The organism is Bacteroidota bacterium, from assembly GCA_016713925.1.
GTDB lineage: Bacteria > Bacteroidota > Bacteroidia > AKYH767-A > OLB10 > JAJTFW01.
On record JADJOH010000002.1, the window covers coordinates 106008 to 127529 of the forward strand.

Here is a 21522-nt window from a genome sequence, read left to right on the forward strand (position 1 = left end):
GGAATGATTAGAATAATTGGGCTACTTCCGATTTCAATATGTTTAATGCGCGTTGCGTCGGGAATTCTTCCTTTTCGAGTATGGAATCAAAAATTTTCTTGCTGAGTTGATAAGCAGGTGCTTCCGGATCGAGAGAAGAGGCGGCAGCATTGACCTGTCGTGCTACTTCTTCTTTTGCATTTCGAACGATGGTCCACAGGGGTACAGAAATGTAAATCTGCTGTGCATAATTATGCTCAAATTCCCCTCTGATCGTCTCTAATAACTTTTGCTGGAATTCAATCACCGTTAAGCCCGGCTCATATTGATTGAGCAATAAGACATTGGGAGAAATCCGTTCGAGATAAATGGAAAGGCGCTCATAGGCCTGCAAACGCAAGGGCATCATGTCCTTTTGCTGACCGGCTCGCAGCTCGAGTACTTTTAAAGCGGACTCGCGTTGCAGAAATCGCTTTACTAACAGCCAGGAGGTGAGAAATACAAGCAACGAAGGAGCCAGATATACAAGGAAATCAAGAATGCCCTGCGGAATGTCCATGGATTATTATTTTTTTTGCAAATATCGTAATATTGATGATGTGTTTAATCGCAGATTTCGTTACCCTTTTTGAGATATCCATTTATGGCTGATTTTTTAAAAACCCGATTTAAAAATTTTTCAACTGCATCTTAATAAATCTATGAAGTTCTGAGTAGCAGCTGAACAGGAAATAACTATTATGGTCCAATTTTCCTGTTTCATTCATTTTAAGAGGTTTAAGCCAAAATTTAGCCTTAATTCAGGATAATTTCGGATGTACGAAAGTCTAAAACACTGTTTACCAGCAATCTTTTGCACAGTCTTTTTTTGATAGTTTTGCAATGAAAATCTGAGAGAAGCGTAATGAACTATTTATCACAGCGAGTAAATCAATTAGAGGAATCAGCAACCATCGCAATGGCCCGTTTGAGCCGGGAACTACAGGAAGAAGGACATGATATTATCAGTTTGAGTTTAGGGGAGCCCGACTTCGATACACCAAAAGATATTTGCGAAGCTGCAAAGGAAGCCATCGACAAAGGATTTACGCATTACCCTCCTATCTCCGGTTTTTCTGATCTGCGAAAAGCCATCAGCGAAAAATTTAAAAGAGAAAACAATTTAACGTATAAACCGGAGCAGATTGTTGTTTCTACCGGAGCTAAGCAGAGTATTGCCAATGCAGTTTTGAGTCTGATTGATCCGGGCGACGAGGTAATTATTCCCGCTCCTTACTGGGTGAGTTATTCGCAGATTATTCAGCTGGCAGGAGGAATTCCGGTATTTATTCCCACAAGTGTTGAAACCGATTTCAAGCCGAAAATTTCTGAAATCAAAGCAGCGATCACTCCAAAAACAAAGCTTTTTATTTTTTCCTCCCCCTGCAATCCTTCAGGAACAATTTTTAGCAAGGAGGAACTGAAGGCGATCGCGGAAGTATTGCATCCGCATGAAAAAATCTGGATCCTCAGTGACGAAATTTACGAGCATATTCGCTTTGAAGCTGACCATGCCTCTATCGCTCAATTCGACTTCATTCGGGACCGTGTGATCATTGTGAATGGAGTTTCTAAAGGGTATGCGATGACCGGCTGGCGAATCGGTTATATGGCCGCCTGTACTGAAGTAGCAAAAGCCTGCGATAAAATGCAGGGGCAATTTACTTCCGGGGCGAATTCCATCGCGCAAAAAGCCAGTCTCAAAGCCCTCTCCACCGACTGGCAGAATTACGGATATATGCGTGAAATTTTTCTTAAACGTCGTGATTTGGTTTTATCTCTTATGGCTGAGATTCCGGGCTGGAAATTCAATAAGCCGGCGGGAGCATTTTATATTTTTCCGGATGTGACTTCCTTCTTTGGAAAATCTCACGGAGAATATAAAATTCAAAACGGCACCGACCTCTGCATGTACCTGCTTGCTGATGCGAAAGTGTCAATGGTGACCGGTGAAGCTTTTGGAGATAATAATTGCATCCGTTTGTCCTTTGCCACCAGTGAAGAACTGTTGAAAGAAGCAATGAAAAGAATTAAAGTCAGCCTTGCCAAGCTGAAATAATTGGAGAACCCCTTCATTTTACTGCTGTTAATCAATAACTTAAACTCATTACCACTCCTTTCCTTTTGAAAGGGAATCACTACCTTTGCCCCTCTGAAAACCAACCGATCTTGTCTCCATTTTCATCCGTAAACGAAGTATTTGAAGCCTTTAACCATTTGAAGGTAATGGTGATAGGAGATGTCATGCTGGATGCCTACTTATGGGGGAAGGTTGATCGTATTTCGCCGGAAGCTCCGGTCCCTATCGTTACCGTGCATAAAAAGGAAACGCGTTTGGGAGGTGCTGCCAATGTCGCCATTAATTTAAGTGCTATGGGTGCTGATCCTATTTTATGTTCAGTGATTGGTGATGACCGTAACGGGGATGAAATGTTGCGGTTGATGCAGGAACTGAGGATGAATACCGATGGAATGGTCCCCTCTCCTGATCGTGTGACAACAGTAAAAACCCGTGTGATAGGCAATAATCACCAGTTGATACGAGTTGATGATGAAGTACTGCATGAGTTAAATGACATGGAGCAGGAGCATTTGCTGGTGAAAGTGAAAACCATGCTCGATCAATACAAACCACAGGTAGTCGTTTTTGAAGATTATGACAAAGGTGTTTTGGGAGAAAAGGTGATCGGAAAAATAATTTCCTATTGCTCCGAACGTAAAATTCCTACCGCTGTAGATCCGAAGAAGAAAAACTTCATGGCCTACCGGGGTGTTACATTATTTAAACCTAATCTCTCAGAATTGAAAGAGGGATTGAAGATTGATTTGGATAAAAGTGATGCGGAACAATTGTATGCCGCCACCAATGGATTCAAGAACCAACAGCAAATTGATATGCTGATGGTAACTTTATCAGAGGCGGGCGTGTATTATAGCAGGAACAATGAACATGCGATCCTCCCTGCGCATATCCGCAATATCAGCGATGTGTCGGGTGCGGGAGATACCGTGATCAGCATTGCATCACTTTGTCTTGCACTTGGACTTAAAGCAAAGAGCATTTCTGCTCTCGCCAATCTTGCCGGCGGATTGGTCTGTGAGAAAGTGGGCGTAGTGCCGATAGATAAATTACAATTAAAAGCGGAAGCTGCACATTTAGTATTATGACCGTTATACCACAACATTACAAGGGAAGCACCAAGAGGGAACGTGTGGAAGAAATGTTCGACAGCATTGCTACACGCTACGACTTGTTGAATAAAGTATTGTCAGCCGGTATCGACAAGAGCTGGAGGAAGAAAGCCATTGATGAGTTGATCGCGATTAAACCAAATGCCATTCTTTATATTGCTACCGGTACCGCTGATCTCGCGCTGGAATGTATGCGCTTAAAGCCTGCCGAAATTATCGGCATCGATATCTCCAATAAAATGCTGGATATCGGTCGTCATAAAATTATGGCGAAAGGCTATCAGGGTATTATCCGTCTCGAGCAAGCGGATTCGGAGCAGTTACCGTATGATGACGCGCGTTTTGATGCGATCACTGTGGCTTTCGGTGTGCGTAATTTTGAGCATCTGGAAGAAGGGCTGAAGGAGATGTACAGGGTGTTGCGCCCGGGAGGGAAAGTCGTTATTCTGGAATTCTCACAGCCGGATCGTTTCCCCGTAAAACAATTCTATAATTTTTATTCGTACAAGGTAATGCCGAAAATCGGACAAATGCTCTCGAAAGAACGCTCTGCCTATGAATACCTTCCCGCCTCGGTATCGGCCTTCCCGCATGGTAAAAATTTCCTGAGTATTCTTACAAAAACAGGATTCAAGGATACCAAATCGATTCCTTTAACGTTTGGCATTGCAAGTATCTATACCGGTATAAAATGAGAAATTCACTGCGACTCTTATCGATTTGTTGCTTCCTGTTGTTCTGCAACGGAAACGAAGGATTCGCGCAACGTATTAAAGTCAGAAATCTTGAAAAATACGATAAGCAATGGATTCATTTCGGATTTTTACTCGGCTACAATACTACAGATTTCAGAATCACCAAAGCGGATGATTTTTATCGTTCCGACAGCGTGCTTGTTCTTGAAGCAGATGGCAAGGCGGGATTCAATCTGGGCATCATCGCCAACCTTCATCTTACCAATAATCTCGACTTGCGTTTCGTACCTGATCTCGCCATTTTCACAAAGAGATTTGATCTACAAAATGACGACAAAGATCGGTGCTACGGATGTGATCATTAAAAAAGTGGAATCCACCTTCCTTGAGTTTCCGCTTGAGCTGAAGTTTAAATCGAACCGTGTTAACAATTATCGTTTTTATGTAACCGGTGGATTTAAATACATGATTGATTTGGTATCACAGGCAAAAGTTGAAAATCAGGAGGAGCTGGTGAAATTAGATGACAGAGATTTTGGTTATATCATAGGTGTCGGTATGGATCTCTATCTTCCCTTATTCAAATTCGCACCTGAAATAAAAATGTTCCAGGGTATTCCCAATGTGCTCGCCACTGATCCGGCGGTATACACGACCAGCATCTCCGCTTTAAGATCGAGGATATTTACTTTTTCACTTACTTTTGAATAGATTTATTTGCAGAAGCGGCTTCTGTATTATTCAGTACATCTGAGTTAAGATTCCAACAGTAAAAAATAAATTTAAGTAACGAAGGACCATTCATAGCATAAAATGTTACAACGCATCGAGCTCGTGTTGCTGCCCGAAGAGGTGGCCCTGGAGCAGGAGTATCGTCATAAAATAAGTGTTTCTTCAGGAATTCCGGAGCAGGAAATCAGGGATTTTCGTCTCGTACGCAGAGTAATTGATGCACGTTCCCGACAGGTAAAATACCGTTTGTTTTTCGATGTGGCGGTGCAGGAAAATTTACCGGAGCAGGAGCTGTATGAAAGAAACTATCAAAACGTAACTAATAAGCAGCGGGTTTTAATTATCGGTGCAGGGCCTGCCGGACTTTTTGCTGCCCTCGAGCTGATTGAACTGGGATATAAGCCCGTTATCATTGAAAGGGGAAAAGATGTCCGCAGTCGTCGACGTGATCTGGCGGCCATTAGCAAGGAGGGCGAAGTAAATTCCGATTCTAACTATTGCTTTGGAGAAGGTGGTGCCGGAACCTACTCCGATGGAAAACTCTATACCCGTTCTGATAAAAGAGGCAATGTCAGGAAGATGCTGGCCACCTTTGTGCATTTCGGTGCGACGCCTGCCATTACCATTGATGCGCATCCTCATATCGGCACCAATAAATTACCTGATATAGTAACGGCGATGCGTGAACGCATTGAAGCATGTGGCGGAGAAGTGCATTTCAATACCCGCTTAGAAGCATTGAAAATTACGGACAATACTATTCGTGGAGCGCTGGTAAGAGAAATCAATAGTGCACAACAACTATTCATTGAAGGAGACGCCCTCGTTTTAGCAACAGGACATTCTGCCAGAGATGTATTCAGGATGCTTCATGACCAGAAAATACTCATCGAAGCCAAGGATTTTGCATTAGGAGTGCGGGTTGAGCATCCGCAACAATTAATTGACAGCATACAATATCATTGTGAACAGCGATCGCCATTTCTTCCTGCTGCCGCATATACTTTGAGCGGACAATTTGAAGGGAGAGGGGTGTATAGTTTTTGTATGTGTCCGGGAGGAATTATAGCACCTGCCGCAACAGCTCCCGGAGAAATTGTTGTGAACGGATGGTCACCTTCAAAACGTAATAACCCTTTTGCCAATTCGGGAATGGTGGTGAATGTGCAGCAGGAAGACTTCGCACCCTTTCATCAGCACGGCCCGCTTGCTGCCATGGAATTTCAGGCGATGGTAGAGCGAAAATCGTTCGAGGCGGGAGGTGGTAAGCTGGTGGCTCCGGCGCAGCGGATGGTTGATTTTTGTGAAGGGAAGATTTCCCGAACGCTGAATCCAACTTCGTATCTGCCGGGCGTTAGATCCACTGATCTTCGACAAGTATTGCCTGCAACCGTTTCTTTTGCTCTTCAAAAAGGACTCATGGACTTCGGCAAAAAAATGAAAGGATATTTTACCAACGAAGCCGTATTGGTCGCCACTGAGTCGCGAACATCTTCACCGGTACGCATTCCACGCGACAAAGAAAGTTGCATGCATCCACAGATCAAGGGGCTTTTTCCCTGTGCGGAAGGCGCGGGATATGCAGGAGGAATTATATCTGCAGCTATGGATGGAGAACGGTGTGCAGCAGCAGCGGTGCTTTATTTGAAATCGCATTAAATCACTAAAGCGAAATCCGGATCTTTTCCATTAGTTAAAAACTGCATGGAAACCCATTTTTTCCAACTCCGAAAAGTAAGTTGGAAATGATTTCGCCACCTGCTCCGGCTCATTGATGGTTACCTGTTCACCGGAAAACGAAAGCAGACTCAAGGCCATTACCATCCGATGATCCGCATAGGTATTAAACGTAGGTTGACTTAAGGAAGAAATTTTAATCCCCGTTTTAACTTCTAAAGAATCATCGGTGATGTGTAACTGAGCTCCGGCCTTTTCAAGTTCAATCTTCAAGGCCAAAAGACGATCCGTTTCCTTCCCTTTCAGCGTAGATAAACCGGAAAGATGAAGCGGGCGATTACTAACGGCTGCCAGTACCGCAAATGCCTGCGCCAGATCGGGGGTTTCCGTAAAATCATACGAATAGTTCTCTTTCAAAACACCGGTTCCGCTAATGATTACATCATCCTCTTGCACGAGAGTTTCCACCCCAAAGTCTTTCATCAATTCAATTAATCTTCGGTCGCCCTGTAGCTGATCCTTACCCAGGCGTGGCAATGTCATTTGTGAACCCGGTCGCAGCGCAGCCATCGCATAGAAAAAAGCCGCTGCCGACCAATCTCCGGGAACCGCGAAATCACGAGCGGTATACTGCGATGGTTTCACCACAATACAATTAGCCGCTGTAGTAATATCTGCGCCAAAACTTCTCATTAAATCAATGGACATTTTGATATAAGAGGAGGAGACTACATTACCGGTAAGTTGTAGCGATAATGGAGCATTCAGTCGAGGGGCTATCAACAACAAAGCGGAAATAAACTGACTGCTCACATCCGCACGTATGGAGATTTCACCGCCGTGCAGTACTGATTTTCCTAAACGGAGGGGTAAAAAACCTTCCTTCTCTTCATAAGAAATAGCTGCGCCCAATGCCTTCAAGGTATCGACCAGCGGACGAATGGGACGTACTCTCAGTCGGGAGGAGCCGGTAATTATTCCCTCATGACCTTGCAGGCAACGCAACGCGAGTAAAAAACGCATCGTTGTTCCTCCGTGGCCGCAATTTTCAAGATTAGCATTTTCCGACAGTAAGTCCGCAAGAATACGGGTATCATCCGCATCTGACAACTGATCAATTCGAAAGGGTGCTGTGGAAAGTTCACGGATAATCAGCAAACGGTTACTGATGCTTTTTGAAGATGGCAAAAGTACATGAGCGGTGAGGGGTCCGGGAGGAGCAGCTAATTTTAACACCTCATTTGTTTTTTGCGCCAAAGTGCACCAAGACATCGGCCAATAAATTTTCATCAACGGGAATATTCCAATCGCAACCGCCAATACCTGTCAACAAACTCATCTTCACTTCACCCTTTTGATTCTTTTTATCATAACGCATCCACTTCAGAATATCCGAAACGGAATAATCACACAAATTCACTTTACCGAAATAATGGCTAAGGACCTGAATAATCTCCTCTGCTTCACCGTTAGATAACTTCTGCATCCGCAATGAAATTTCAGTTTCGATCATCATACCGATGGCTACGGATTGTCCATGCGTAAGGGCACTGTTGATGAAGACAAACTTTGGCTCTCGATCGCATGACCGATGGAATGACCGAAATTTAAAATCTTCCGCAGTCCTTTCTCATAGGGGTCGATATGCACCACTTCCATCTTCACGCGTTGAATACGTTGCAGCATCACCGCCAATGATTCCCGCGTACAGCCATGTGCAACAAGCGCCTTCCACAAGTCCGGGTCAGCGATCAAGGCATGTTTAAATACTTCGGCAGCGCCACTCTTCCACTCTACTTCCGGCAATGTATCCAAAAAACCGGGGAAGCAAACGGTACATTCGGAAACGAAATAGTACCAATTCTATTTTTGATATGGTCGAGATCAACACCCGTTTTCCCTCCCAATCCGGCATCGGTCATGGCCATCAGCGAAGTGGGCACATTCACAAACCGAAGACCACGTAAATACGCCGAAGCCACGAAGCCACCAATCTCACTCACTACACCACCTCCCAGATTGATCAGCAGATCTTCCCGCCCGATTTCCATCTGCGTTAAGCGTTGCCATATATCCTGACATACCTGCAAAGATTTTGAATGCTCACCGGGTTCAATTACAATTTCAGCCACCGGAATTGAAGCCGGCATCACTTTCAATAAAATAGGCAGACAGGCATGAGCCGTATGCGCATCACAAAGCACTGCAATGCGACTTACATTTTTTGCAAAGTCAACCATCTTTCCAACCTTGTCAGCGCATCGGCTCCGGAATAGACCGGCTTTTCCTGTTGCAGGAAATCATATTTAGGTGTGGGAGAGGAGTGCATGACTAACAAGATATCCGGAATTTAATTCGAGGATGAAGGTAGGTCATTTCAGGTATTCGCGCCTAAAACAAGCCCTCTTCACCGATAAAAATATCCGTCATAAATTTACCCATTGAAATACAAGCCCGTACAGAATAAAACAAGAGAATTATCATGCTATTTCTGCCCTTGATGTTATCCCCTTCTTACTATCTTTGGGCGTGTTAATGGAATCACCCCCTAAATTATCCTTCGACAACCTCGAAAACTCCTTTGCGTTTCGAAGTACACATGAAATACGCAGAGCTTATTGGCTATTTAAAGCCATCAGTTTTCCTTCATTGGTCAAAGTGGGAAGTAATCTTGCCACCGGTGCTTTAAAATATCATTTGCCGGTGAAGGGATTAATCCGTGCAACCATCTTCCGGCATTTTTGCGGAGGAGAAGACATCAACGATTGCGCCCGTACGATTGAACGACTGGGTCTGCTGGGAGTAGGATCCATACTCGACTATTCTGTTGAAGGCAAGGAAGACGAAGTGGAATTCGATCATAGTTGTCAGGAGATATTATCTACGGTCAAAAGAGCTCAATTTGATCCGAATATTCCCTTCAGTGTTTTTAAGGTCACCGGACTCGGCAGAATCGATTTGCTGGAAAAGGTCAGCAACAAAGCTCAACTCAGTTCAGAAGAAGCTGCTGAATACAGTCGGGTTAAAGAGCGGGTAAGGAAAATTTGTGAAGAAGGATTTCAATTGAATGTGCGTGTCTTTATCGATGCCGAAGAAACCTGGATTCAACCCGCGATTGATGATATGACTACTCAGATGATGGAAAAATACAATAAGGAAAAAGCCATTATTTACAATACCGTACAGCTTTACCGCCACGATCGTCTGGAATTTGTGAAAACATCTCATCAAAGAGCGGTGGAAGGAAGTTATTTTTTAGGACTTAAACTCGTACGCGGTGCCTATATGGAAAAAGAACGGGAGCGGGCAACGACGAACGGCTATCCCTCACCGATACATGCCGATAAAGCTGCCAGTGATAAAGATTACGATGCCGCCCTTCGGTATTGCGTGCAGCATATCGACCGGATCGCCATCTGTGCAGGCACACACAATGAAAACAGCAGTCTTTTACTCACCCGATTGATGGCTGAAAATAATATTTCTCCAAACGATGAACGTATTTATTTTTCTCAACTCCTCGGCATGAGTGATCATATCAGTTTCAACCTCGCCAAAGCGGGCTACCGTATTGCTAAATATGTCCCTTACGGACCTGTTGCCGCTGTTCTCCCCTACTTAACCAGAAGAGCGCAGGAAAATACTTCTATTGCCGGACAAATGGGAAGAGAATTATCGTTGTTGACAGCAGAATTGCGGAGAAGAAAAAAATGATTTGAAAATTTGAAAATTTGAAAATGCGGTGATTTGAAGATTTGATGATTTTGGGATGATTGATGCCGTGATGAGTGATGATGGTATTGAATTTTTATGCTTATTGTGATAATACACTAACCAAACCCTTTAGATATAGCTTTTATAGATGACTAAAAATCCTTAGTGATTCTTAGTGAACTTAGTGACTTAGTGTTTACCGAACATCGATTAATCATTGGAGGAGTATAGGCACTTAATTCACTTGTTAATATTACATGTAGAGGATTTCATTTGCGAGGATATGCTAACTGAATGGAAGAATATTGGTGACTTTGATGATAGAAAACGAGTTTACTTCATGGAGTTCAATTAAATCTTCAATACATCCAAGTGGAATTTTCCATAACCGGCGGAGGTGAAACAGGATTGTACTATTTTTGATAGGCAAAATCAACACAAAACCAAACAATGAAAAAACAGTTATTCTACTTCACCCTGCTGCTGACGTTCAGTCTAACCGGCGGATTATATGCTCAGGATTGGGTAGAGAAGATGAAAAATCCGGATGTCAATTTTTATGATGTACAGAAGGCCTTCAATAAATATTATGTGAAAAAAGACCGTCAGGTTGAGCGTCAGAAGCGACGGATGTCGAAGCGGCAGGGCGAAGGCGTACATCAGGAAGAAATCGAAGTACCGGGCTTTGCACAGTATAAACGCTGGGAAAACTTCATGGCGCCGCGTGTTTTTCCAACCGGAGAGCGTTTTGATCCTTCCTTAACCTGGAGAGAAAACGAAAAATACCGCAAGCAATTTTCAACACAGACTGCCGGTAGCTGGACATTGATTGGTCCTACTTCCACTATTCCTATTGGTGGTGGAGCAGGCCGTTTAAATTTTGTGCGTTTCGAGCCCGGCAATGCCAACACCATTTATGTAGGATCTCCTGCAGGAGGACTCTGGAAATCGACGGATGCCGGTTTAACATGGTCGACCAATACCGATCAACTTGCACAGGTGATCGGCTGTACGGACATCGCTATAGATCCCACCAATGTTAACACCATGTATCTCGCCACAGGAGATGGGGATGCAGGAGATACGTATACCATCGGAATTTTAAAAAGTACAGATGGCGGACAAACCTGGAACACTACCGGTCTCTCCTATTATATGGCCAACACCCGACAAATCAGCAGAATTTTGATTGACCCAACGAACACCAGCACGCTATTGGTGGCTTCTTCAGCGGGTATCTTCAGAAGTACTGACGCGGGAGCTACTTTTACCCTGGTTCAAACAGGCGGATTCAAAGACATGGAATTTAAGCCGGGAGATCCTTCTACTATGTATGCCTGTGGAACAGAATTTTACCGCTCCACCAACAACGGACAAAACTGGAATAAAATCACGACCGGTTTTGCGGCCGCAGCCAATCTCAGCAGGATGGCCATTGCTGTCACTGATAATGATCCCAGCTATGTCTATGTGCTCGCCGCTAAAGCTGCTACTGATTATGGTTTTGAAGGAATATATAAATCGACCAATAGCGGATCATCGTTTGCTAAAGTGAATACTGCTTCCCCCGCCAATGTTTTAGGTTGGAACTCGAATGGTGCAGATGCAGGCGGACAAGGATGGTATGATCTGGCCATCGCTGCATCTCCCGGAAACAAAGATGAGATCATTGTAGGAGGAGTCAACAACTGGCGATCGACGAATGGCGGAGGTAATTTCTCCCTCATCGGGCATTGGACAGGATCGGGAGCACCTTATGTACATGCCGACATCCATGATTTAGTTTATTTAAACAGTACCACATTTTACTCTGCTAACGATGGTGGATTATTCAGTTCTTCTAACGGCGGACAATCGTGGACAGATCATAGCAATGGTTTACAAATCGGACAGATGTATGGTTTCGGACAATCTACGACCAATGCCAATCTTTTGATTCAAGGATGGCAGGACAATGGAACAAACCGGTACAACGGCACCTGGCAGGAAGTGATGGGCGGAGATGGTATGCTGGCATTCATCGACTGGAACAATGATCAGAACATGTGGGGATCTCAATATGAAGGATCCTTAAACCGCTCTACCAACGGCGGAAATTCATGGTCATCTGCTGTAGGAAACATCAATGAAGCCGGTGCCTGGGTAACGCCATGGAGTCAGGACCCTGTGAATGCAGGAACGATCTATGCAGGGTTTGTCAATCTCTGGAAAAGCACCAACGGAGGAATTTCGTGGACAAAAATTTCTGCTTTCACGAACAACACCACCATGACCTCGTTCACGGTATCACCAGCTGATAATTTAGTCATATGGGTTTCGAAACCGGGCGGATTTTACAGAACAACGAATGGTGGCACATCATGGACCACTATTACGAACGTCCCTCCCGGAACCATCACTGCAATTGCATGCAGTAATACCGATCCCAACAAAGCCTGGATCACCTACTCCGGTTTTAACAATAACAACAAAGTATTTCAAACAACTGATCAGGGAGTCACCTGGACGAACTTATCTGCATCCATTCCTAACATCCCGATCAATCATATCGTTTATCAAAACAACTCCAATGATGCATTGTACATTGGTACAGATGTAGGAGCATTTTACAAAGATGCGACCAGCGCCATCTGGCAACCTTTCTCCAATGGATTACCTAACGTCATCGTAAGTCAGTTGGCGATACACTATGCTACCAATACCATTCGCGCTTCCACTTACGGAAGGGGAATGTGGGAATCCGGATTATATGTTCCCGGCTCCTACCCTCCTGCATCTGCCTTCGGTTCATCTTTAAATATTTCTTGTCCGGGTTCTGCAGTGCAGTTCAGTGATTATTCAGCAGGTCAGCCAACTTCCTGGAACTGGAGTTTCCCCGGCGGTTCACCTTCTACCTCTACTCAGCAAAATCCATTGGTGTTTTATAATTCAGCGGGTACATATCCTGTCACCTTGATTACCAACAATGCGATTGGCGGAGATACCACTACTTACAACAACTTCATCATCATCGCTTCCAGTTCGCAGGCAGATCCTGCAACTACAGGAGATGTACGTTGTGGACCCGGCACTGTAAATCTATCCGCAACAGGATCAGGAACGGGTACATTGCGTTGGTGGGATGCACCGGGTGGCGGCAATTTGCTGACAACAGGAAATAATTATTCACCTACTATCACTACAACAACTACGTTCTATGTAGATGAAGAACTTCCCATGGGTCAAACCGATTATGTTGGTGAATCCGGAACAAGTACAGGTACGGGAGCCTTCTTTACTGCTAATGATATCCGTGGACTTTATTTTGATGTGACCAGTCCGGTGATTATTCAATCGTTTGAAGTCTACTCTAACTCTGCGGGTGACCGAACAATTGAAATCATCGATGAGCAGGGAAACACCTATGCCGATACCACTATATTTATTCCCGCAAGTCCGACACAACCTTATACAGTAAATGTAAATTTCACCGTATATCCCGGCAATAATTATTTCATCAAGTGCAGAGGATTGGTAGATCTTTACCGAATGTCCTCCGGTGCTGTATATCCATACAATAGTACAGCGGTAAACATCACAGGCAGCAATGCAGGTTCACCGGGCTATTATTATTTCTTCTATTTCTGGACGTATACTGAGATCGCCTGCAATACAGGAAGAACCGCTTGCGTAGCATTGGACACATGCGCTGTACAAGGACTTGATGATTTGAAGGCGGTGAACAACTTTGAAATTTTCCCGAATCCCAATCAGGGAGAATTCACTGTGAAGTTCGATGCTGCCCAAGCCGATAATTACACCATCAAAATCACGAACACATTAGGTGAAGTTGTGCATGAATACACGCTCAACGCATTTATTGGAGAACACCGCAGAACCATCAACCTTGAAAAAATAAGTAAAGGGGTTTATATGGTGAACATTATCAGTTCCGATAAATCGACAGTGAAACGGATTACGATTAATTAGCTTTCCTTCAGTAAATAATTTAAAAGCCGGTGGGATGACTACCGGCTTTTTATTTATGCAGCTTTTGATCTTGACAAAACAAAGTGAATTTTTACTACCGCCGAAAAACTGTTTACGTCGTGACGGAAACATCCGGCAAACAGGTTATCACAGGCAACTCTATGTGATCGTATTGAAAAATGATTGTATAAATTCCTTTAATTATTTTCTGTCCTGCCTTTTATAGAAAAAAAACGATTGATTCAACAAATAAAAGAAAAGCCTGATGCTGTAAATCTAAACGTGTCTTATGATGTCCCACGGGTGATATGTCTTACTTGAGACCTTGCCTGAGTTCTTCGATGTACAAGCCCTGTAGGGGCGGTATCTCTGTAAAAAAGGATATCATCTTCTCCCACCTATGCCATCAGCCGACCTAAGGTCGGCTGATGGCGATTGAATCGATAGTGGAGTTTTTCGGTTACAGAGATACCGCCCCTACAGGGCTTATGTAGAAGAAATATCCATCTCCGTTCCGTCGCTCTTTCTTTTCCTGTCTTCTGCATAAAACTTACTCTGAAGATATCGTTATATGGATACACTTCACAGTTCTCAGAAGTAGATGGTTCAACAAATCAGTTATCAACTCATATTTGCTTGAAATTTGTGGAGTATAAAATCTATAAATAGCCAGAATGAAACCTAAAGGAGATGAAGTCATACATGAGCCCGGAAAGAGTCATAGAAATTAAAATATCCATGAAATCAATCTTCTAACACCTACCAATAAACTGATCACCGTACTCCGGTACTTTCTGAAGAACAGCGAATAGTTAATGAACTCTCGGCTTTCAATTTAGGGTGTCACAGTGTGGAAGTCAGGAAAAAGAGGATTCTCAATACTGGCGAAAAATTGTTTCCGTCTTGATTTGCACTTCCGGCAAACAGGTCATCACCGGTAATTCCATGCCATCGTATTGTAAAACGATCGTGAACAATCCTTTTATAATTTCCTCTGATTGCAGATATTCCTTCATATCAAAGGTCACATGCAATATTATAAATCGAAACTTATGGTGATTTAATTTATGACGATCAATTACTGTTTGTTTATCAGAAGCAGAAATCTCCTGATGATAGCGAATCTGCGGCTTAATCTTAGATTGACTATAGTAATCAATTGCAATAAGCTGTTTCAACACTTCGTCATTTTCATAATGTTCAGCTGCAAAATTTGATATCATATCATAAATTTCATAAAGCGAATGTTTATGAAAATCAGAATGTCGGTTAAAATAACTTCCGAGTCCGAGGAGAAAATCAAAAATACTATAGTGTTTAGAAATATACTTCAACGTATGCAGCGCCCGCTTTTTATTCCAGTAGATTTCCAATGCTTCTTCCAGCAAGGTGAGGTCAAATAACTGTTCTTTACTCAGGTATTTACTTTCAATAATCTGATACGGCGGATTGGCATCGAAGACATAATCATGCTGCTCGTGTTTATGCCGCATGGGTGTGCCGCGAAGAAATTTCAGAAATCCCAGTTGCAGTTCAGGCGGATGCAATTTAAACGTCTCTTCAATACTGAACCGCACATCCTCCCATTCGTCGAGGGGAAGTCCCACAATGAGATCGAGATGCATTTCTACGATATGGTCCAATTGCTTGATGACCCCACTGGTCTTCTCAAAATTTTGCTTGCGACTCACCTGCAAATTCGCTTTCTGATTGACCGTTTGAATACCAATCTCAAACCGGAACAATCCTTTCGGAATATGCTCCAGAATAAACGCTACAATTTCCGGATGGACAATATCCGCGGTAATCTCAAACTGAAAAATATTTCCAGGACGATGATGCTTTAGAATAAACTGAAAAATATCAATCGTAAAATCCTTTTTCACGTTGAAGGTGCGATCGAGAAATTTAATCACTCGTCCATGTTCCATCAGGTAGAGGAGATTGGACTTAATATCTTCAATCGGCAGGAACCGCACTTTATTATCCAGACTTGCCAGACAAAATTCACATTTATACGGACAGCCTCTGGAGGTTTCGATATAGCATACTTTATTGAAGAGCTCCTCCGGCTTATCGAGAATATAAGGATTCACACCGGCATAATTTTCAAGATCAAAATTGAGCTGAGCCGGAAAAAATGAACCTTCTCCTCCGCTTTATAAACAAGATTCGGAACCTTTGATACATCAGGATAATGATCCAGAAACAATCCAAAGGGAATTTCTCCTTCACCCACTATAATAAAATCCACTTCCGGCAGCGCGATAAAATCATCGTATTCATAGCTGACTTCGGGACCACCCAGTAAAATTTTAATTGCCGGATTCACCGCTTTGATCCTTCTTGCCACTGCCAATGTTTGCGTGATATTCCAGATATAGCAACTAAAGGCGATGACTTCATATCCCATGCAGCGGGTCGCAATATCTTCCGCCTTCTCTTTAATGGTAAACTCCTGCCAGTCGACGTTACCTCTATGTTTATTCAAGGCATACAGCAACCTGATTGCCAGATTCAGGTGAATGTATTTTGAATTAAGAGTGGTGAGGAGAACTTTCATCAGCTAATTAAAAGAGTAGTTAAGAAACGAATGTCAATGAAAAAGTCTAATCAAGCGACAAATACAACTTCATCGCACCCTGCTCGAATTGCAATTCATCCAAATGCCCCATAGCATATTTATCCTTTGTAAGCAGGTGCATATGCAGATAGGAATCTTTATGCGTAAAAACAGTTTGGTGAGCCGTTGAGAAGAATCCTACAATATCCACTTCCCTGTTCACCAACTCATAAAATTTCCTTCCGAGATGCGCATCGTCCGGAGTATTTACGCGTGCACCCTTCGGTAGATTCACCACATGAATTTTTGCTTTTTCAGCTTTTCCCGAGAGTTTAAACAAATACGGTTTCCCGACCGACAAGGTCTGCGCGTGAAGAAATGCTTCCAACTGCGGCAACGACTTCACTTCCTTCGGCAGGGGAATTTCCTTCCATTGGTAGATATTGGCATAAGCAAAGAAAGGCGCTTCCACATCATAAGTTGGCTCTACCATCATGGAGGTATCGTCGAATACGGTCGATTTATAAGCGATACCATCCACAATTAGAATTTCACCGGCCAGATACTCTACCGGACCAAATCCATATAAATGCTCCTTATTCGCAATCGTATCGAGGAAAATTGATCCATGCAACTGCCCTTTCCACATCACATTCTTCATCTCCCCCACTATGATCACTTCTCCATTCTTGCGTTGCGCCTGAGAAGTACTGATAGCCATCATTGCTAGTATAAAAACTAAAATCACCTTTATAAATCTCATTCTGTTAGTATTTAGTACAAATGTACAGATCGGGAGCGAATAAATTGCAAAAAAGTGAAATTTGAACTTTTAATCATTAATCCTCGAGATGACTTTCGCATGAAAATAATCAGGTTACTGTAAAACATTAATCGCAATATAAGTGAATGGAAATAATCGACTTCAAAGGAGTTTTCCAATATAACCACTTAGACACTAAGAACACAAGAAACACTAAGGATTTTTTCTTCTTCTTAGTGGCCTAAGTGACCTTAGTGGCTTAGTGGTTAAAAGAAAGTTTTGCTGCATTCGAACACATTCATCAATTCCAATTGAGGTCTTGTTGGATTATAAAATTCATTTTGCTTACGTAAAATTTATTGGGCAGGAAGTTTCATCAGGATTGGTGAACCGTGAAGTCATTGCTCTTTTTGATGAAGATGGCACCGATGATGAAAGTGATGAAAGCGACGGTGATGGGGTAATAAAGTCCGGCGAAAATATTTCCTGATTTGAGGACGAGGGATTCGGCGATGAGGGGCGTTAGTCCGCCGAAAACGCCGTTGCCGATATGGTAGGGCAGCGACATGGAGGTGTAACGTATTTGTACCGGAAAAAGCTCTACCAGGAATGCGGCGATGGGTCCGTAGGCCATAGTAACGAAAACCAATTGTATAAATATCAAGATTCCCATCATCCATAAATTAGGGGAAGATAATTCGATGAGCTGTGTCACTTTAGAAGTGGTGAAATTCTCTGTTTTCGAAAATTCGATTTTCTCGGTGCGGATGACCTGATTGGCATATACATATTTATTCATGACGATGGAATCACCACTTGCCTCATGAATGTTGAACTCAGTTTGCGGAACAGGTTGCTCTTGCTCCTGCCAGGCTTTCCAGTCCGCTTGCTTTGCCATCTCTTCGTAAATCGGCAGGTAAAATATTCCTCCGAGTAAGATGCCTGTGAGCATGATCCATTTGCGGTTCCATTTATCAGAGAGCCAGGCGAAGAAAATAAATAGCGGTGTACCCAACAGCAAGACAATGATGAGCATCTTTTGAATCTGCGACGAATCAATATGCAGCGTGTTGGTGCAAAAATTCATCGCGTAAAATTGTCCGGTATACCAGATCACTCCCTGTCCTGCAGTAGCACCAAACAAAGCCAGCAATACCCATTTTAAATTTTTCCATTTCCCGAAACTTTCCTTCAATGGATTCTTCGAAACATTCCCTTCTGCCTGCAGTTCTTTAAACTCCGGCGACTCATCCATGCGCTTACGAATGAAGAAAGAAACCGCCACCAGGAATATGGAAAACAAAAATGGCAAACGCCATCCCCATTCCGCAAAGGTCTCCGCACTCATCATTGACTTACAACCGAGAATCACCAGCAGCGAAACGATGAGTCCGAACGTTGCAGTGGTCTGAATAAAACTCGTGTAAAAACCTTTCTTGCCCGGTGGCGCATGTTCTGCCACATAAGTAGCGGCCCCACCATACTCTCCTCCCAACGCCAGCCCCTGCAAGGCACGCAATACAAAAACCAGAATGGGTGCAACAATTCCTATATGACTATAACCCGGAATCAGACCAATGGCAAAGGTAGAACCACCCATCAACAACAAGGTAATCATGAACGTATACTTCCTTCCAATCACATCTCCCAAACGCCCGAACACCAGAGCACCAAAGGGACGAATAACAAAGCCAACACCAAAGGCCGCCAATGTCGCCAGAAAGGCTGCTGTGGGATTCTCTTTCGGAAAAAACTGCGTCGAGATAATATTGGCCAGACTCCCGAAAATATAAAAATCATACCACTCGATCATGGTACCAACGGAAGAGGCTGTTATAACTTTGGTAATACCTTTTGGATGCATAGGTTCTATAGAGATCCTAAAGATAGAAAATACAATTGATGAATTGTTGAGTTGATGAATTGATGAATGTTTTAAATGAAGGAAGGTTGATAGATGAATTGATAAATGTTAATGAAGTAAAACCTGGCGCCCCTTGCGCATCCCCAGCGTCTTTGCGGTAAAAACAGATTTTAAGTTTACCTGAAGACTTTTTACAAATTAATGAATTGTTGAATTGATGATTTAATGAATGTTAAAAATGAAATATGAATTTTTGATCTACGAATGAACCCAATAAGATAAGGAATGGTTAAAAGATGATCGTGAGAATATAATTAATATATGTAAAGGAGTTCTTTAATTCAAATTTGGCTGTGTATTCATCGGTTTTACCCGAAGTGTTCCGGAGGCGAAAATGAGTCCCTGGATGATGAGGCCGATGATAACCAGAATAACCAATTCAAATTGCGAATAAATAGACGTCATGTTAAAAAGTTTATCAATACTGCTCATTTGCATCCTGGCTTCCGTGACCTGAATGGAGGAAAGCACCTGCAATATACCTGAGGCTTCCTTCGCACTTTGTTTTGCCAGTAGTAAATTTCCAGAGTTAGTTTGCAACTGAATATCTTCACACAACGCTACAAACTCGTAAAAATTCAAGGCCTCCTGATCGGTGAGCTTTGTTTGTTCATAAGAAAGATTCAACGCTTTTGCTTCGGTCAGCAATTGATTGATTCCATTTTGTTGCCGTGATAATTCCACGTCTTCATTGTCGATCAACTCAATGATCTGTTGAAATTTTTGAGAATACATGAAAATATAACTCTCCACAATGAGTCGGTCTTTATACATCGAAGAGATCGTACTATTGATCTCTGCTGATTTATTCCGCTCGTTAAAATTACTGAAGATGACTAACCCCAACACAAGAAAAAGCAATCCGGCAGCGGTTATTTTATTTTTGATACTATAGGTCCATTTCATCATGATACATTTTTTTGTATTTCTAACTGCATTGAATAAAGACATCGCAAATTAAAATTCGGCGGACTTCATATAAAATCAAAGTTAGGAAGAAATATTCACGCATCTTTAATGGATCTCTCACAAGTATAGTACCAAAGATCCCTAAAAAAAATACGCCCCTCTTTTCAGAGGAGCGCCGGCAGAACCTGCTAGGGTTTACTATCGTGTGACGCCATAGCTGAGCTCGGCAGTGAATTTTTGGTCGAGAGCACCAATGCGCTGAGCGGCAGCTTGAGTAATTTTGATGATGATGCTGTTATTATCTCCGGTATCGGGAAGCGGACCCACTACTTTCACGAAGACACTGTTGTTATTCATGCGGTTGGTGAGCTTGATGATGGTGCCCACCGGTGCAGTACGATGCAAGGCATAAAATTTACTTTGGTTTAAATCGGCTTCCGTGAGCCATGCTGCTACTCCTATTTCCGTAATTTTCTCCACCTCTGCCCCACTCTTCGGATCTTTCTCAATGACAGAAGTTCTGGAAGTACCGGGATTTGAATATACCGGTGGAACTTCAGTGCGATCGTCGTTGCGTGAAATGACCATCGAAGTCTGGTGACTATCTGCCTTCACAGGTACGGGTTCCTCTTTGATAGTTTCTTTGACCGGCTCGGGCTTCGACTCAACCGGCTCCGGTTTCACCACCTCTTTCTTAGTCTCTACCTGCGCTTGCTTCTCCACGGGCGTTGTTGCCTTTGCAGGAGTGGATTCCACAGCAACTGTTTGAGGTGTAACAGGTGTCGCTACGCTTTCTCTGGTGACTTGCATATCACCCACTTTTGCTTTGATCCTGAGCTGTTGCCCGGGCGAGATGGCATTAGACCCCAGACCATTGAGTGATTTAATTTCTTCAATGGACATATCGTACATCTTCGAAATACGATATAACGTCTCGCCTTTTTGTACCGTATGCGTTTTCCCTGTAGGACCGGTTTGCTGCTGAACTATTGCTTTCTTCGGCGTACTTTCAACCACCTTGGTCACCGGTGCGGGTGGCTTTTCCGGAGCCGCTTTCACTTCCTTTGAATCGGTGGTCAGACCAGCGGGAATATTAATGATCTGCCCTATTTTCAGTCCGTCGACTCCCGGATTAGCCTTTTGAAGATCATCGATGGTAACCGTATAGCGTCGGGAGACACTGGACCAGGTTTCCTTCGGCGCCACTTTGTGCAAGGTGAATTTCTTCCCGTTGATCCAGCGGGTGCGCAGCGAATCGGGATCTGCAGCCTGCGTAAAAGTTCCTAACACAATGAAGAACAGGAGGAATAACCCTGTCTTCCACTTCACAAAATCTATCATTTTTTGATTCATATCTTTACACAAG

Annotated in this window: 19 protein-coding genes; 8 read left to right on the forward strand and 11 right to left on the reverse strand. The window is 43.2% G+C overall.

What is annotated here, in order from left to right; translation table 11 throughout:
* Positions 1–7: 7 nt before the first annotated feature.
* Complete coding sequence (locus tag IPJ86_00530; protein ID MBK7885829.1) at positions 8–538, reverse strand: hypothetical protein; 531 nt, start codon at positions 536–538, stop codon at positions 8–10.
* 345 nt (positions 539–883) lie between these two features.
* On the opposite strand from IPJ86_00530, the gene IPJ86_00535 reads away from it, so the two are divergent.
* From IPJ86_00535 to IPJ86_00560, 6 genes are all read left to right on the forward strand, one after another.
* On the forward strand, positions 884–2077 hold the full coding sequence (locus IPJ86_00535) for a pyridoxal phosphate-dependent aminotransferase (protein ID MBK7885830.1): 1194 nt from the start codon (positions 884–886) through the stop codon (positions 2075–2077).
* A 167-nt stretch (positions 2078–2244) separates the two neighbouring features.
* A complete protein-coding gene (locus tag IPJ86_00540) occupies positions 2245–3186 on the forward strand; it encodes a D-glycero-beta-D-manno-heptose-7-phosphate kinase (protein MBK7885831.1) in 942 nt (313 codons plus the stop codon).
* Complete coding sequence (gene ubiE / locus IPJ86_00545; protein MBK7885832.1) at positions 3183–3905, forward strand: bifunctional demethylmenaquinone methyltransferase/2-methoxy-6-polyprenyl-1,4-benzoquinol methylase UbiE; 723 nt, start codon at positions 3183–3185, stop codon at positions 3903–3905. Before IPJ86_00540 ends, ubiE begins: the two co-directional genes overlap by 4 nt.
* Complete coding sequence (locus tag IPJ86_00550) at positions 3902–4270, forward strand: hypothetical protein (protein ID MBK7885833.1); 369 nt, start codon at positions 3902–3904, stop codon at positions 4268–4270. The genes ubiE and IPJ86_00550 overlap by 4 nt, the downstream gene beginning before the upstream one ends.
* Positions 4233–4616, forward strand: coding sequence for an outer membrane beta-barrel protein (locus IPJ86_00555; protein MBK7885834.1), 384 nt, complete (start codon positions 4233–4235; stop codon positions 4614–4616). The genes IPJ86_00550 and IPJ86_00555 overlap by 38 nt, the downstream gene beginning before the upstream one ends.
* Positions 4617–4718: 102 nt before the next feature.
* Complete coding sequence (locus tag IPJ86_00560; protein MBK7885835.1) at positions 4719–6296, forward strand: FAD-binding protein; 1578 nt, start codon at positions 4719–4721, stop codon at positions 6294–6296.
* Positions 6297–6326: 30 nt separating this feature from the next.
* Here the strand turns inward: IPJ86_00560 and IPJ86_00565 are convergent, their stop codons facing one another.
* Genes IPJ86_00565 through IPJ86_00580 form a run of 4 tightly spaced genes read right to left on the reverse strand, consistent with a single transcriptional unit; the run spans position 6327 to position 8554 of the window.
* Positions 6327–7550, reverse strand: a complete 1224-nt coding sequence (locus tag IPJ86_00565; GenBank protein MBK7885836.1) for a 3-phosphoshikimate 1-carboxyvinyltransferase — start codon at positions 7548–7550, stop codon at positions 6327–6329.
* A gap of 1 nt (position 7551) precedes the next feature.
* Entirely contained in the window at positions 7552–7830 is a 279-nt protein-coding gene (locus tag IPJ86_00570) for a hypothetical protein (GenBank protein MBK7885837.1), read from the reverse strand.
* Positions 7831–7838: 8 nt separating this feature from the next.
* Positions 7839–8129 (reverse strand): hypothetical protein, encoded by a 291-nt coding sequence (locus IPJ86_00575; protein ID MBK7885838.1) that lies wholly within the window; start codon positions 8127–8129, stop codon positions 7839–7841.
* Positions 8108–8554, reverse strand: a complete 447-nt coding sequence (locus tag IPJ86_00580; protein MBK7885839.1) for a hypothetical protein — start codon at positions 8552–8554, stop codon at positions 8108–8110. Before IPJ86_00580 ends, IPJ86_00575 begins: the two co-directional genes overlap by 22 nt.
* 295 nt (positions 8555–8849) lie before the next feature.
* Between IPJ86_00580 and IPJ86_00585 the strand changes: the two genes are divergently transcribed.
* Complete coding sequence (locus IPJ86_00585; protein MBK7885840.1) at positions 8850–10028, forward strand: proline dehydrogenase family protein; 1179 nt, start codon at positions 8850–8852, stop codon at positions 10026–10028.
* A 450-nt stretch (positions 10029–10478) separates the two neighbouring features.
* A complete protein-coding gene (locus IPJ86_00590) occupies positions 10479–13997 on the forward strand; it encodes a T9SS type A sorting domain-containing protein (GenBank protein ID MBK7885841.1) in 3519 nt (1172 codons plus the stop codon).
* Between the two features lie 875 nt (positions 13998–14872).
* Here the strand turns inward: IPJ86_00590 and IPJ86_00595 are convergent.
* The 6 genes from IPJ86_00595 to IPJ86_00620 form a co-directional block, all read right to left on the reverse strand.
* Positions 14873–16093 carry a DUF4080 domain-containing protein gene (locus IPJ86_00595; protein MBK7885842.1) on the reverse strand — a complete coding sequence of 407 codons (1221 nt, stop codon included), beginning with the start codon at positions 16091–16093 and terminating at the stop codon, positions 14873–14875.
* Positions 16090–16560 (reverse strand): cobalamin-dependent protein, encoded by a 471-nt coding sequence (locus tag IPJ86_00600; protein ID MBK7885843.1) that lies wholly within the window; start codon positions 16558–16560, stop codon positions 16090–16092. Before IPJ86_00600 ends, IPJ86_00595 begins: the two co-directional genes overlap by 4 nt.
* A gap of 46 nt (positions 16561–16606) precedes the next feature.
* Positions 16607–17323: an acetolactate decarboxylase gene (locus IPJ86_00605; GenBank protein MBK7885844.1), complete on the reverse strand. Its 717-nt coding sequence runs from the start codon at positions 17321–17323 to the stop codon at positions 16607–16609.
* Positions 17324–17699: 376 nt separating this feature from the next.
* Positions 17700–19187 (reverse strand): MHS family MFS transporter, encoded by a 1488-nt coding sequence (locus tag IPJ86_00610; GenBank protein ID MBK7885845.1) that lies wholly within the window; start codon positions 19185–19187, stop codon positions 17700–17702.
* Between the two features lie 336 nt (positions 19188–19523).
* A complete protein-coding gene (locus IPJ86_00615; protein ID MBK7885846.1) occupies positions 19524–20156 on the reverse strand; it encodes a hypothetical protein in 633 nt (210 codons plus the stop codon).
* Between the two features lie 198 nt (positions 20157–20354).
* Positions 20355–21509 carry a LysM peptidoglycan-binding domain-containing protein gene (locus tag IPJ86_00620; GenBank protein ID MBK7885847.1) on the reverse strand — a complete coding sequence of 385 codons (1155 nt, stop codon included), beginning with the start codon at positions 21507–21509 and terminating at the stop codon, positions 20355–20357.
* Between the last annotated feature and the right edge of the window lie 13 nt (positions 21510–21522).

Excerpts from the sequence above, each read along its gene's own strand:
- IPJ86_00620 (MBK7885847.1), bottom strand. The coding sequence starts at position 21,509 with ATGAATCAAAAAATGATAGATTTTGTGAAGTGGAAGACAGGGTTATTC.
- IPJ86_00610 (MBK7885845.1), bottom strand. The coding sequence starts at position 19,187 with ATGCATCCAAAAGGTATTACCAAAGTTATAACAGCCTCTTCCGTTGGT.
- IPJ86_00580 (MBK7885839.1), bottom strand. The coding sequence starts at position 8,554 with ATGGTTGACTTTGCAAAAAATGTAAGTCGCATTGCAGTGCTTTGTGAT.
- IPJ86_00560 (MBK7885835.1), top strand. The coding sequence starts at position 4,719 with ATGTTACAACGCATCGAGCTCGTGTTGCTGCCCGAAGAGGTGGCCCTG.
- IPJ86_00605 (MBK7885844.1), bottom strand. The coding sequence starts at position 17,323 with ATGAGATTTATAAAGGTGATTTTAGTTTTTATACTAGCAATGATGGCT.
- IPJ86_00555 (MBK7885834.1), top strand. The coding sequence starts at position 4,233 with ATGACGACAAAGATCGGTGCTACGGATGTGATCATTAAAAAAGTGGAA.
- IPJ86_00535 (MBK7885830.1), top strand. The coding sequence starts at position 884 with ATGAACTATTTATCACAGCGAGTAAATCAATTAGAGGAATCAGCAACC.
- IPJ86_00540 (MBK7885831.1), top strand. The coding sequence starts at position 2,245 with ATGGTGATAGGAGATGTCATGCTGGATGCCTACTTATGGGGGAAGGTT.
- ubiE (MBK7885832.1), top strand. The coding sequence starts at position 3,183 with ATGACCGTTATACCACAACATTACAAGGGAAGCACCAAGAGGGAACGT.
- IPJ86_00615 (MBK7885846.1), bottom strand. The coding sequence starts at position 20,156 with ATGATGAAATGGACCTATAGTATCAAAAATAAAATAACCGCTGCCGGA.
- IPJ86_00590 (MBK7885841.1), top strand. The coding sequence starts at position 10,479 with ATGAAAAAACAGTTATTCTACTTCACCCTGCTGCTGACGTTCAGTCTA.
- IPJ86_00550 (MBK7885833.1), top strand. The coding sequence starts at position 3,902 with ATGAGAAATTCACTGCGACTCTTATCGATTTGTTGCTTCCTGTTGTTC.
- IPJ86_00570 (MBK7885837.1), bottom strand. The coding sequence starts at position 7,830 with ATGATGATCGAAACTGAAATTTCATTGCGGATGCAGAAGTTATCTAAC.
- IPJ86_00530 (MBK7885829.1), bottom strand. The coding sequence starts at position 538 with ATGGACATTCCGCAGGGCATTCTTGATTTCCTTGTATATCTGGCTCCT.
- IPJ86_00585 (MBK7885840.1), top strand. The coding sequence starts at position 8,850 with ATGGAATCACCCCCTAAATTATCCTTCGACAACCTCGAAAACTCCTTT.
- IPJ86_00600 (MBK7885843.1), bottom strand. The coding sequence starts at position 16,560 with ATGAAAGTTCTCCTCACCACTCTTAATTCAAAATACATTCACCTGAAT.